12 protein-coding genes are annotated in these 12,913 nt (G+C 69.0%); 9 read left to right on the forward strand and 3 right to left on the reverse strand.

Annotated features, from left to right (window positions below):
• The first annotated feature begins 39 nt into the window (after positions 1-39).
• The 8 genes from epsB to G4D85_RS38690 all read left to right on the forward strand — a co-directional run bounded on the left by epsB (position 40) and on the right by G4D85_RS38690 (position 10,312).
• Complete coding sequence (gene epsB / locus G4D85_RS38655) at positions 40-2,283, forward strand: GH44 family glycoside hydrolase EpsB (protein WP_164019166.1); 2,244 nt, start codon at positions 40-42, stop codon at positions 2,281-2,283.
• On the forward strand, positions 2,280-3,083 hold the full coding sequence (gene epsA, locus G4D85_RS38660) for an exopolysaccharide biosynthesis glycosyltransferase EpsA (protein WP_164019167.1): 804 nt from the start codon (positions 2,280-2,282) through the stop codon (positions 3,081-3,083). Before epsB ends, epsA begins: the two co-directional genes overlap by 4 nt.
• A gap of 164 nt (positions 3,084-3,247) precedes the next feature.
• The gene (locus tag G4D85_RS38665) at positions 3,248-5,359 is read left to right on the forward strand and encodes a serine/threonine-protein kinase (RefSeq protein WP_240359756.1); all 2,112 of its coding nucleotides are present in this window, start codon (positions 3,248-3,250) and stop codon (positions 5,357-5,359) included.
• 302 nt (positions 5,360-5,661) lie between these two features.
• Positions 5,662-7,674, forward strand: a complete 2,013-nt coding sequence (locus G4D85_RS49040; protein ID WP_240359757.1) for a serine/threonine-protein kinase — start codon at positions 5,662-5,664, stop codon at positions 7,672-7,674.
• A gap of 492 nt (positions 7,675-8,166) precedes the next feature.
• Entirely contained in the window at positions 8,167-8,904 is a 738-nt protein-coding gene (locus G4D85_RS38675; RefSeq protein WP_420821745.1) for a class I SAM-dependent methyltransferase, read from the forward strand.
• A 73-nt stretch (positions 8,905-8,977) separates the two neighbouring features.
• The gene (locus tag G4D85_RS38680; protein ID WP_164019169.1) at positions 8,978-9,514 is read left to right on the forward strand and encodes a DUF7691 family protein; all 537 of its coding nucleotides are present in this window, start codon (positions 8,978-8,980) and stop codon (positions 9,512-9,514) included.
• Between the two features lie 61 nt (positions 9,515-9,575).
• Positions 9,576-9,851 (forward strand): hypothetical protein, encoded by a 276-nt coding sequence (locus G4D85_RS38685; protein WP_164019170.1) that lies wholly within the window; start codon positions 9,576-9,578, stop codon positions 9,849-9,851.
• Between the two features lie 20 nt (positions 9,852-9,871).
• On the forward strand, positions 9,872-10,312 hold the full coding sequence (locus G4D85_RS38690) for a DUF4326 domain-containing protein (protein WP_164019171.1): 441 nt from the start codon (positions 9,872-9,874) through the stop codon (positions 10,310-10,312).
• Positions 10,313-10,339: 27 nt separating this feature from the next.
• On the opposite strand, the gene G4D85_RS50610 is transcribed toward G4D85_RS38690, so the two are convergent.
• Positions 10,340-10,438: a VOC family protein gene (locus G4D85_RS50610; RefSeq protein ID WP_338052933.1), complete on the reverse strand. Its 99-nt coding sequence runs from the start codon at positions 10,436-10,438 to the stop codon at positions 10,340-10,342.
• Between the two features lie 80 nt (positions 10,439-10,518).
• Here G4D85_RS50610 and G4D85_RS38700 point away from each other — a divergent pair, with 80 nt between their 5' ends.
• A complete protein-coding gene (locus tag G4D85_RS38700) occupies positions 10,519-12,162 on the forward strand; it encodes a sigma 54-interacting transcriptional regulator (RefSeq protein ID WP_164019172.1) in 1,644 nt (547 codons plus the stop codon).
• 24 nt (positions 12,163-12,186) lie between these two features.
• Here G4D85_RS38700 and G4D85_RS38705 read toward each other — a convergent pair whose 3' ends face one another.
• Together G4D85_RS38705 and G4D85_RS38710 are read right to left on the reverse strand one after the other, a co-directional pair.
• Positions 12,187-12,495 carry a putative quinol monooxygenase gene (locus G4D85_RS38705; RefSeq protein WP_164019173.1) on the reverse strand — a complete coding sequence of 103 codons (309 nt, stop codon included), beginning with the start codon at positions 12,493-12,495 and terminating at the stop codon, positions 12,187-12,189.
• A complete protein-coding gene (locus tag G4D85_RS38710; RefSeq protein WP_164019174.1) occupies positions 12,492-12,878 on the reverse strand; it encodes a winged helix-turn-helix transcriptional regulator in 387 nt (128 codons plus the stop codon). The genes G4D85_RS38705 and G4D85_RS38710 overlap by 4 nt, the downstream gene beginning before the upstream one ends.
• Between the last annotated feature and the right edge of the window lie 35 nt (positions 12,879-12,913).

Here is a 12,913-nt window from a genome sequence, read left to right on the forward strand (position 1 = left end):
GCCTCGCTGTCGGCGCCCCACCGGGGGGAGATGAAGCTCATGGAGGTTGGTGTGAAGCGTGCTCGGATGAAGGCTGGCGCGGCCGTACTGTCGTGCGCCCTGCTGGCGGGTGGGACGGTGGCGGTGGCGCGGGCCACCGGGGTGACGGGCGAGGGTGACGCGGACACGGCGGGCACGGGTGGCTCGGGCGCGGCGGAGCAGGCTCCGGGCTCCGGCAGCCCGGCAACGGGCTCGGCGGCGGCTCCCGGCGCGACGGAGGCTGCGTCCACGGCCCCGGTGCCGCTCTACGACGGCGGGCTCTCCGCCGGATGGAATGACATCGGCTGGGCGCCTCGCGAGCTTCCCAAGGGGGCTCCCGCGCGCATGCGCCTGTTCAACTACGGCGGGTGGATTCTCTACCGGCCGAAGCTGGAGGGCTCCTTCGGCGCGCTCGCGTTCCGCGTCAGCTCTCCGGAGTCCTACGGCGAGTTCCTGGAGGTGCGGCTCGACGCCCCCGGCGCCGCCTCCTTCCCCCGCGTCCCGATTACCCCCGAGCTCCAGGTCCGCAAGGACGGCGAGTGGACGGAGGTCGTCATTCCCATGGAGCTGCTCAACCCGCGCGGCGAGGCGTTCGACCGCGTGGTGCTGCGCGCCTCCAAGGACGTGGGCCGCGACTGGGTGCTCTTCGACAAGGTGGCGCTCGTCCCGCTGCCTCCCGAGGTGGCCGCCGCGCTCGCCGCCGGGGGTGGACGCTCCGGCAAGGGCAGTGGCCGCGAGGCGCGCATGTCCATCGACTGCACCGCGCCCGGCCACCGCATCAGCCCGCTCATCTACGGCATCGCCTTCGACGGGCTGCAGGAGAAGAAGGACAAGCACCAGTACCGCCTGGGCGCCACCACCCGCCGCTGGGGCGGCAACCCCACGTCCCGCTACAACTGGAAGCTGGGCGGCGCGTGGAACACCGCCAACGACTGGTTCTACCAGAACGTCGACATCGGCTTCAGCGCCGACGACTTCCTCGAGGCCAACCGCAAGAACAACATGCAGTCCGCCCTCACCGTGCCCCTGCTGGGCTGGGTGGCCAAGGACACGAAGTCCGTCGGCTTCCCCGTGTCCCGCTTCGGCCCGCAGCAGCGCGAGGACAGCGGCGGCGGCAACGGACTGGCGCGCGACGGCACCCCGCTCAAGCCCGGTGAGCCCTCGATTACCAGCGTGGAGGCGCCGCCCGAGTTCGTCGCCGAGTGGGTGACGTCCATCCGCGAGAAGGACAAGGCCCGCGGCCAGCGCAGCGTCCAGATGTACATCCTGGACAACGAGCCCATGCTCTGGAACTCCACGCACCGCGACGTGTTCCCGGAGCCGCTCGGCTACGACGAGCTGATGAAGCGGACGATTGCGTACGGCACCGCCGTGCGGAAGGCGGACCCCGACGGCCTCATCGCCGGCCCCGCCGAGTGGGGCTGGACGAACTACCTCTGGTCCGCCGCCGACTTCGCGCCCGGGAAGATGAACCACTCGGACCGGCGCGCCCATGGCGACCTGCCGCTCATCGCCTGGTACCTGCGGCAGTTGCGCGAGCACGAGAAGAAGACGGGCGTGCGCATCCTCGACGTGGTGGACCTGCACTTCTACCCGCAGACCAACGTGGGCGTGGGCCTGGAAGGCAACACGGACAAGGAGACCAACGCGCGCCGCATCCGCAGCGTGCGCGGCCTGTGGGACCCGACCTACAAGGACGAGTCCTGGATTGGCGAGCCCGTCCGCCTCATCCCCCGCATGAAGGAGTGGATTGCCGAGAACTACCCCGGCCGCACCATCTCCATCGGCGAGTACAACTTCGGCGCCTTCCGGCACATGAGCGGCGGACTCGCGCAGGCCGAGGCCCTGGGCCGCTTCGCGCAAGAGAACATCTACTCCGCCTTCTTCTGGCAGTACCCCACCGACGGCTCGCCCGTGTTCTGGGCGTTCCGCGCGTACCGCGACTTCGACGGCAAGGGCGGCCGCTTCCAGGACAACTGGGTGCCCGCGAAGGCCGCGGAGAACACCAGCCTGTTCGTCTCGCGCGACGACTCGGGGAAGAAGCTGGTGGCCGTCGTCCTCAACCTCGACCCGGACCAGGCCGCACAGGCGCAGATTGAACTGAAGGGCTGCGGTACGCTCGACAGTGTGCGCGTGCTCGGCTACTCGGGCGCACCCGGGGGCTTCACCGAGCAGTCTCCCGGCGCGAAGGCGGAGGGCTCGCTCACGCAGCGCCTGCCGCCCTATTCCATGACAGTGCTCGACCTGACGGTGAAGAAGCCATGAACGCCGCCTCCCCTTCGACGTCCTCCTTCACCACCGGCCGGCCGCGCCTGCGCATCGGCCAGCTCGCCATCGACCAGCTCACCTTCGAGGACGCCATCCGCGAGATTGGCCGACTCGTCGACCTGCACCAGGGCGGCTACGTCTTCACCGCCAACGTGGACCACGTGGTGCTCGCCGAGGACAACGTCCAGTTCCGCGAGGCGTACTCTCGCGCCACGATTTCCGTCGTGGATGGCATGCCGATTGTCTGGGCCTCGAAGGCCATGGACGTGTCGCTGCCGGAGCGGATTGCCGGCTCGGACCTCATCCTCCCGCTGATGCAGGTGGGCGCCGAGCGGAAGTGGCGCGTGTACCTGATGGGCGCGGGCCCGGGTGTGGCGGAGAAGGTGGCCAACATCGTCCGCGAGAAGTACGGGATTGAGGTGGTGGGCTGGGACTCGCCCATGGTCCGCCTGGACGCGGGCGACGCGCAGAACGACCCGATTGTCGCGAAGATTCGCGAGAAGGACCCGCACCTGCTCCTCGTGGCGCTCGGCAGCCCGAAGCAGGAGGTGTGGATTTCGCAGGTGTCCCACAAGCTGGGGCCCACCGTGGCGATTGGGATTGGCGCCGGGTTCGACTTCATCGCCGGGACGGCGAAGCGTGCTCCGCAGTGGATTTCGCGCGCGGGGTTCGAGTGGCTGTACCGCCTGGTCAATGAGCCGAAGCGACTGTGGCGGCGGTACATCCTGAATGACTCGCGCTTCGCCACGATTCTGCTGCGCGAGTTCTGGCAGCGGACGGGTGGCAAGCCGGAGTAGGCGTCACCCCGCGTACGAGCCCCTCGCGCACATGGTGGCCAGCGGACGCTCGCTGGCCCTGAGCGTGGCGGCCGGGAAGACCTGCCCATCCAGGCTGGTATGATGGGATTGTTAGGATTCCGGGAAAATCCATGTCAGCGCGTCTTTCGTTGGGTGAAGTGCCGATGAAGGCCACAGCCGGTCGCGGTGTGGATCCACTGCTGTCGGTGCAGGTTGGCGAGTACGTCATCCAGGAGCGCATCGGCGAGGGAGGCATGGGCGTCGTCTACCGCGCCAGCCATCCGCTCATCGGCAAGGAGGTCGCCATCAAGGTGCTGCGGCCGGAGCTCGTCTCCGAGCAACAGGTGGAGCGGCTGCTCATCGAGGCCCGCTCGGTGAATGCCATCCGGCACCCGGGCATCATCGACATCTTCGGCTTCGGCAAGCTCCCAGATGGCCGGCCCTACATCACCATGGAGCTCCTCCAGGGCGTGACGCTGGGCGACCTCATCCGCCAGCAGGAACGGCTGGACGTGGGCACGACGGTCTGGGTTCTCGACCAGATGCTCGCCGCGCTCGGGGCCGCGCACCGGGCCGGCGTGGTCCACCGTGACTTGAAGCCGGGCAACGTGTTCCTCGCGGGCTCCGTGGAGGGCGCGCGCACCATCAAGCTGGTGGACTTCGGCATCGCCAAGATTCTGCAGGCCCATGACGGGCCCACCACCGTCGACGGCTCCATCCTCGGGACGCCGGAGTTCATGTCCCCCGAGCAGATTCGCGGCAAGCCCGTGGGCCCGGCGACGGACCTCTACGCCGTGGGCGTCATGGCGTTCCAGATGCTCACCGGCGCGCGGCCGTTCAACGGCGAGCCCCTGCAGATCCTCTTCGCGCACGTCGAGCAACAGCCACCGCTGCCCTCCTCGCGGGTGCCGGGGATTCCTTCCGAGCTCGACACGCTGATCCTCCATCTGCTGGCGAAGGACCCCGCCCTGCGGCCCGAGTCGGCGGAGGCCGTGCGGCAGACGCTGAAGCGCATTCCTGTTTCCCAGCCCGAGCTCACGCGGTCCCTCGCGCGGCTGCCCGAGGCCACCCTCACCCTCGCGAGTGCGGCGGAGAGTGAGACGACGCGCACGACGCCCTCCATGGAGGTGCCCCGGACGTTTCCTTCTGTTTCTGTTCCTGCCCCTGTGTCTGTTCCTGCCCCTGTTTCTGTTCCTGCCCCTGCATCCGGGCAGTGGCGGCGGGCAGTCGTCGGGGCGGTACTGCTCGCGGGGTTGGGTGGGGGTGCGTTCTTCCTCTGGCCCTCGCGGGTTCCGCGCTCTGCTCCCGAGCCGGCCCCTGTCAGCGCGGTGACCGCACCGGTGGCAGGGGTCGCTCCGCCGCCGCCCGTGGTCGTCGCGGCGAAGCCCGAGGAGGCGGCTCCCACTCAAGAGCAGGAGGCCATTGCTCCTGATGCCCAGACGCCGCCTGTCGCGGAGGTTGCCGCGGAGGTATCGCCTACGGTGGATCCGGAGGGGCAGCCCTCCAGAACGGAGGAGGCTTCTCGCGCGGGCACGGCGTCGAAGCTCGCGCTCAAGAGCAAGCAGCAGCGCGAAGGTGCCCTACGCAAGTCCGCCTTGCCCCCGACGTCCGAAGTCGCGGTGGGCCCGGACCCCGCCTTGGACGAGGTGCATGCGGCGGCGGTCGCTCCTCCTCCAGAGGAACCCCGGGCCCCCGTGCTTCCTCGCGACGGACGGCAGCCCTCGGACGCGCGGCTCGCGCGACGGCTAAGCCAGTTGGAGACGCAGTACCAGCAACAGGCGGCAGGGCGCGACTCGTCACGGGAGCTTGCTCGTGAGCTGGTGAGACTCCACGGGGCCGCGGTGAAGGCGACCACCGCCACCGAGCGCATGGATGTGCAGCGAGGACTGGATGCGTGGCAGCAACGCCTGCGACAGCCCTCCATGCCGCAGAAGCCACAGCCCCTGCAGGCGACTCCGGTGGAGACCCCGGCTCCCAAGCCCGTGGTGCAGGAGTACGCACCTCCGGCGCCTACCTCCGGCAAGACGGCCCAGGAGCGCGTGAAGGACCTTCAGCTGGGACTGGTCCGCGAGATTGACGAGGCCGAACGGTGGCTGCGTGCCAGGGTGGGTGACGCGGCCAATGGCTCGCAGGCAGTGGCGGACCTCCAGCGGCTCCGCCAGCGAGCGCAGACCGCAGTCACCGCCCAGGAGCGAACCGCCCTCCGGAATGAGCTCTCCGCGTGGAAGCGGCTGCGTGAGCGCGCTGGGAGCGGAGCTGCCTCCGAGAGCCACTGAGCCCGGCCACGGCCAGGCTTCACCCTCCGTGAACGTCAGGTGCGCGGTGGTCCCAATGCGGAGATTGTCTCCGCACCACAGAACCTTGGACGCGTCGCACGGCAGCTCCTGAGGTTGCCGCGACCCACCGTCAGTCCATGGTCCAGGATTGACGACCCAAGTACCTGCCCGGCGTCTGTCCTGGCTTCCACACAGCCAGCCTGCTCAGGCGGTATAACCGCCATCGCGGCTTCCCTTGGAAGCCCACTGGCGAGGCAATGACCGTACGAGAAAAGTTGTCGAGTGGCGCGGCCGATACCGCCATGGACTCGCTGCTATCGGCACAAGTCGGCGAGTTCGTTGTCCAGGAGCGCATCGGCTCGGGAGGCATGGGCGTCGTCTACCGCGCTGTCCATCCACTCATCGGCAAGCAGGTCGCCATCAAGGTGCTGCGGGCAGAGCTCGTCTCTCAGCAGCAGGTAGAGCGACTGCTGATCGAGGGACGTGCGGTCAACGCCATTCATCACCCGGGCATCATCGACATCTTCGGGTTCGGCAGCCTGTCGGACGGACGGCCCTACATCATCATGGAGCTGCTGCGGGGACACTCCCTGTCGGCACTCATCCGCCAGCACGGGCGCCTCGACGTCACCACCACGGTCCGGATACTGGATGAGATGCTCGCGGCGCTCGGAGCTGCTCACCGGGCAGGCGTCGTCCATCGCGACCTGAAGCCCGGCAACGTGTTCATGGCCGAGCGCGCAGACGGGACGCACTCCGTCAAGCTGGTCGACTTCGGCATCGCCAAGCTGGTGCAGTCCCAGGAAGGGCCCACCACGCTGGAGGGCACCATCCTCGGGACACCGGAGTTCATGGCCCCCGAGCAGATTCGCGGTGCCCCCAGCAGTCCCGCAGCGGACCTCTACGCGGTGGGTGTCATCGCGTTCCAGATGCTGACCGGAGAGCGCCCCTTCAAGGGGGAACCGTTCCAGGTGCTGTTCGCCCATGTCGAGCAGACGCCTCCTGCGCCGTCGTCGCGGAGTGCGGACATTCCTCCGGAGCTCGACACCCTGGTGCTCCATCTCCTGGCAAAGGACCCCGCCCTGCGCCCTCCCTCCGCGGAGGCCGTACGTCAGGCGCTGCAGCGCGTGCCGCGGATGACGCCGTCTCAGCGTGCTGTACCCGGGCCTTCTGCTTCAGCCGCGTCCGGGTCAGAAGGAGAGACCTGGACGATGCAGGCCGAGCTGCCTCTCCGTCCTTCCAACGCGAGCCGCGGACCGAAATGGGCTGCCGGGGCGTTGCTGCTCGCGGCGTTGGGCGGGAGCGCGTATCTCTTCTGGCCGGAGACGCCCACCGAAGGTCCGCCTCAAGATCTCACGGCAGCGGCACGGTTGGAACCCAGGGCGGAGGTCACTCCCGTGGGACCGCCGCCCACGCCGGAAGAGTCCGCGCCTGAAGCAGCGCCTCCGCTCGTTGAGTCGAAGAAGGAAGTGCCTTCCTCCGAAGGAGCACCGCCCAGCGCTCAGGTGCGCCACGATGAGCCGGTGGAGCAGCCGGCCGAGGGGGCGCCTCCAACGGCGAAGCCGGCTTCCCATGGGGCTCCCCCGTCGCAGACTCCCGTATCGGAGGCTCAGCCCAAGAGCGGCCCACTGGTCCAACCGCCTCTGGAGACCTCGGGCAAAACACCTGAGCCCACGAAGACTCCGCTCCAGGGCCCTACGAAGGACGCGGTCCAGAAACCCAAGGCCCCGGCCAAGTCGCGCCAGCTTCCCACTCGGGAACAGCAACTGCAGCAGTTGGCGCATCTGACGGAGGTCTTCCAGAACCTGGAGCAGGGCATCCAATCCAAACTGGGAGTCCGTTCGGAATTAAATAGACTGAACAAGTTCGCGCCGACGGTGAGTTCCTCGGATGACCGCACGCTGTTGCAGAACGACCTTGATGGGCTGCAGGAGAAGCTGAATCCCTTCATCAACGCCAAGCCCTCTACGACGAGTCCCGGCGTCGATGAGAAGCTGGAGCGCGAGAAGCTGGAGCGCGAGAGGCTGGAGCGCGAGAGGCTGGAGCGCGAGAGGCTGGAGCGCGAGGGGCTGGAGCGCGAGAAGCTATTCAAGCCGTTTCAACTCGAGCAACTCAAGCAACTCGACATTGATGCGCAGAAGCTACGTGCAAAGGCCGGTTCCTCCCCTGTTGATGCAAAGGCGATGGAGGAACTCAAGGCTCTCCGCGAACGCGCTGAGAAGATGAAAACACCTGAAGAGCGCACCTCTGTCAAAAGTGCGCGGAAGGCCTGGGAATTGAAGTACCTGGGGGCAGTGCAAGATCCCGCGAACTAGACTCGTTGAGTCAGTCCGTAGGAAAGCAGCGTCATCCACGTCAACGCCCAGGAGGTAGCAGGCACAACGAGCGCCAGGAGCCCGCTGGATTGCTTCGCGAGCGCTCGGAGCGGAAGCGTGGTGGAGTCCTCACGAGCGCATCGGCAACCATGGCGGGTACCGGGTACCGGGGGGCACATGACAGGCGGGATTTAGATTCGTCCACTCCGTCCTTCCGCGACGTTGATGCCGGAGAGGCCGACATTGGAGACTTCCGCGGAGAAAGCCCCGCTGCGCTTGCGGTGAAGTACAGCCCTCCGCCGGGAGCGGCGGGCAGCGGCCTTACTGAGTTGGCAGCACTCTGCTGCGCTTGCCGTGAGGCACGGCCTTCCGCCAGGAGGAAGGAAGGGGTCCTTCCTCTCGGCGGTGCTGTCGTTCCCTCCACGGTGCACGGTGCCGGGGGCCCGAGGCACGGCCCCTAGCGCCCGGGTGCTATCGTGACGCCCAGAAGGCATGTCCCAGGACCCTCCCAGCCCGCCGGTGAAGTCGACACGCGGCGAGCCGTCGGAGGGCTACGGCATGTCCTTCTCCACGCTCATCCTCATCCGCCTCTACGCGATGCTGCTGGACGTGCTCTCCCGGCTGGGAGACCTGGCGGTGCTGCTGTGGAGGCCCCGGCTCCTGCTGCCCTACCTGGGGCTGTGGCTGCGCGAGGCGCGCGTGTCTCCCTACCGGCTGCGGCGCTCCTTCGAGGTGGCGCGGCTGCTCCAGGCCAGCGGGCAGACCTTCAACGAGCTGATGTACGGCGAGACGCCGGTGCACACGGCGCTGTGGCTCTTCTGGAAGGCGGGGCTCGGGAAGGGCGGCCAGCTGGTGGACCTGGGCGCGGGACGTGGACGCACGCTGCTCGCGGCGCGGTGGCTGGGCGCCGGGGCGCGCGGGGTGGAGCTGTTGCAGGCCCATGTCGCGCTCGCGCAGGGGCCGCTGAAGCGCGCGGGCGCGGAGCTCGTCGCAGGTGACGCCACGCAGGCGGACCTCCAGGACGCCACCCACGTCTTCGCCAACTGGACGGCCCTCACCCCGGAGACACGGGCCCGGCTCGTCGAGCGCTTCCGCACCTGTCGCCCCGGCACGCGCATCCTCACCGTGACGCGGCCGGTGGACGCGGAAGGCTTCACCGTCCTCTCCCGCCACCGGGTGCTCTTCACCTGGGGGCTGGAGCAGGTGTGGATTCACGAGTACCGCGGCTGAGCGCCCCTCGCGGTGGTTGCGGTCCGCGCCGAGGGGTGCCTTCATCCAGGGCGACACGGCAGGGGGACACAGCGTGGGTTACGGCTTCATGGTGTGGGCAGTGGACACGAACAAGCTGCGGCAGGCCGCCGGCTCGAAGGACGAGAAGCTGCGCCGGATGATTGGTGGGCGCTTCAAGCGCGACCTGGCCTCGCTGGACGAGCTGTTCGAGGACCGCATCGCGAACGGTGGGCCCAACACCTACGAGGCGTTGCGGCAAATCATCGACGGCGCGGTGCCGGAGGGTGCGCGTGGCGGCATCTACTCCTATGCCTTCAAACTTCTTGTGGAGCACTTCGGACGGACGCTCAACAACGCCGCCGTGTACTCGTGGAGCTCACCCGACTTCGGCCCGGTGAATGCCGCGCTGAAGCAGCTGGGCGTGCCGTTCGACGTCGAGGACCTCACCGGCTGGGTAGGCGAGGAAGAGGTGAAGAGAATCGCCGCCGCTTTCGAGGGGAAGACGTATACGGGCGGAGACACCCAGACGGGCGAAATCCTGGAGTGTGTTCGCGGCTGGTTCCGCGACGCGGCGGCCCAGGGGCGGGGACTGGTCAGCTACTATCACTGAGTGACGCAGGACTACCGGGCGCGCGACACCGTGGGCCCGAGAAAACCAGGAGCAGGCACAGATGAAGGCATGGATGGCTGTGGTGGCGCTGGCGGTGGTTCCCCTCGTCGGGTGTGGTTCCTCGCGCGAGCTGAACAAGGCGCGCATCGAGGCGAACACGGCGCGCAAGGACGCGGACACGCTGCGCGCGGAGAACAACGCGCTGAAGACCAAGGTGACGGAGCTGGAGGGTGAGCTCGCCTTGCTGACGAAGGAGCGCGACGAGCTGAAGGTCGCCGCCGAGACGGCAACCACTCCGGCGGCGGTTCCGGCCGCGGGCAAGAAGCGCAAGAAGTAGGCGCGAGGAGCGGCCCGCCCATGACCGGGAAGCAGCGCACGCTGGCGGTCCACGTGCACGACGGCTGTGACGTGTACGTGGGCCGGGCCTTCCGTGCCTACGCGAAGCCGAGTCCCATCAACCCGGTGCCGGGCCGCTTCGGCAATCCGTTCAAGCCCGGAGGCGTGCGCACGCCGGGCGCGATGTTCCGCACCTACTTCGCGCCCTGGCTCGGGGCCCTGCCGGAGGAGGAGCAGCAGCGCGTCCGCGAAGAGGCCCTGCGCCGCATGGGCCCGGACGAGGACGCCTTCGTGTCCTTCCGCTGGTACCTGGAATTGCGCGCCCGGCATGACGCGGACTACCGCGCCGCCGTGCAGGGCCTGCGAGGCAAGCGCCTGGGCTGCTGGTGCAAGCCCGGCCCGTGCCACGCGGACGTCATCGCCGAGTGGCTGGACACGCAGCCAGCGAAGGGCCGGCGGTAGCTCCCGAGTTTCCCTGCGCCGAGTAGCTCAGCGCGACGAGAGGACGAACTGGTTGCCGTCCGGGTCCTTGAACGTCACGTAGGTGCCCCAGGGCTGCTTCCGCGGCGGCCCGGAGAACTCCACCACCACTGTCCGCCTCGGGGTCCATCGTCCGAGCGAGCCCCGAGCCCGTCCCCTGGCTGGGATAGAATCCGTCCAGAGGTCCCATGTCCCGCTCACTCGCCGATGTCTCCACCGCCGCCGTCCCGGAACGGAGCGGCGGTCCCCGTGAGCCCCGCTCCGTCCCGGCGCTGACGGTCATCTCGCATCCCCTGCCCCGGCGCGTGGGCGAGCGGCTGCTGCTCGACGCCGTCACCGCTGGCAGGGACGTGGCCCTGACGCGCAATGGCCCGGACTTCACGCGGCCCGGCTCCGCGCTGGGCCAGCCGCTGCTGGACCCGTTCGTCAGCCGCAAGCCGCTGCACTTCGCTCCGGGCGCGGCGCCCGGCCGCGTGCGGCTGACGAACAGCGACGGAGGCACGCAGGTGAGCATCGCCGGAGCGCCGCTCCAGGGCACCTGGGAGCTGTCCCCCGAAGAGCTGACTGCGGGGGTGCCGCTGGAGCTGGGTGGACGCGTGGTGGTGCTGCTGCACCTGACGGACCTCAGCGAGGAGGGCACCGTCACGGACACGCTGGGCATGGTGGGCGAGAGCACGGGCGTGCGTCGCCTGCGCCGGCACATCGAGCGGGTGGCGGACCTGGACGTGCCGGTGCTCATCCGGGGCGAGACGGGCACGGGCAAGGAGCGCGTGGCGCAGGCCATCCACCAGCGCAGCCGGCGCCGTGACGGGAAGTTCCTCAGTGTGAATCTGGGCGCCATCCCCAAGGAGCTGGCCGCCGCCGAGCTGTTCGGCGCGCAAAAGGGCGCGTACACGGGCGCCCTGCAAGGCCGCGAGGGCTTCTTCCGCGCGGCGCACGGCGGCACGCTGTTCCTGGATGAAGTGGGCGAGGCCCCACCCGAGGTGCAGGTGATGCTCCTTCGGGTGTTGGAGACGGGCGAGCTGTACCCGGTGGGCGGCAGCACGCCGGTGAGCGTGGACGTGCGCCTGGTGGCCGCCACGGACGCGAACCTGGAGGACCAGATTCGGGATGGCCGCTTCAAGGCGCCGCTGATGCACCGGCTCGCGGGCTACGACATCCGCGTGCCCCCGCTGCGAGAGCGACGCGAGGACATCGGCCGGCTCTTCCTCCACTTCGCGCGCGAGGAGCTGGAGGTGATTGGCGAGGCCCACCGGCTGGACAACGACGACGCGTACGCGGAGCCCTGGCTGCCCGCGCCGCTCGCGGTGCGGCTGGTGCGTTTCCCGTGGCCGGGCAACATCCGCCAGCTGCGCAACCTGGCGCGGCAGCTCGTCATCGGAAGCCGGGGCCAGGCGCGGCTGCTCGTGGAGCCCCGAATGGAGCAGGAGCTGGCGGACGCCGCCGGAGTCGCTCCAGGCAAGGTGATGCCCGCCGCCACCGTGACGAGTCCCGCCCCGGCCGTCTCCGAACCACCCGGTGAAGCGAAGGCGGCACCACGCAGGAAGGCGTCGCAGCTCACGGAGCAGGAGCTGCTCGCCTCGCTGAGGGAGAACGACTGGGACCTCAAGGCGACGGCGGAGGCGCTCGGCATTGCCCGGCCCTCGCTGTACGACCTCATCGACAAGAGCCCGAACCTGCGCACCGCGGGCGACGTGAGCGCGGAGGAAATCACCCGCTGCTTCGAGGAGTGCAACGCCGACCTGGACGCGATGGTGCGCCGGCTGGAGGTGTCACGCCGCGCGCTGGGACGGAGGCTGAAGGAGCTGGGCCTCACGCCCCGGAACGGGTGACGCGTCCGCGCGGGCTGGCACAACTCAGCCCTTCACCCCCGCGACGGCCGTGAGCGCGTAGTGGCGCATCTCCTCGATGCGGGCGATGTACGGGCGAATCTCCGCGAGGAAGGGCGCGAACTCCGGGCTCTTGCGGAAGCCCTGCATGTGGCCCTCGGCCGAGTCCCACTGGATGCGGAGGATGAAGCGCGTCGCATCCTCCGTGCAGCGGGACAGCTCCCAGCCGAGGCAGTGCGTCGACTTCTGGAGCGACGCCTGCGCGCGGGTGTAGCTCGCCACGAACGCGTCCGCCTCGGGCTCAGGAATGGTGTAGCGGATGTACTCGACAATCATGCGGTGTTCCTCCGTGTAGCGGCCGTACGCGCCGGCCGCGGTGCTTCGATGTGGGCACCGACCTCGTCGGCGATGCGCAGGCCCCAGTCGTAGAGCGCCTGGAGCGTGGGGCGGGCAGACTCGCCCCGCTTCGTCAGTGCGTAGACGACCTGCTTCCCCGTCCCCGGCCGCGTGCCGCGCTGGATGAGCCCCTGTTCCTCCAGCTCGCGCAGCCGCTGGGTGAGCATCTTCTCGCTCATGCGCGGCGTCAGCCGCCGCAGCTCCGCGTACCGCAGCGGACCTTCCTTCAGCCGAGCGAGCATGACGACCTTCCACTTGCCGCCAAGCACCTCCAGCGCCAGCTCGACGGGACAGTTGAAGGTCCGATTCAGGGAAGAAGCCATGAGGGCCCTTCCCTATCCCCCACCCCCGTCACAAT

The organism is Pyxidicoccus trucidator (assembly GCF_010894435.1).
GTDB lineage: Bacteria > Myxococcota > Myxococcia > Myxococcales > Myxococcaceae > Myxococcus > Myxococcus trucidator.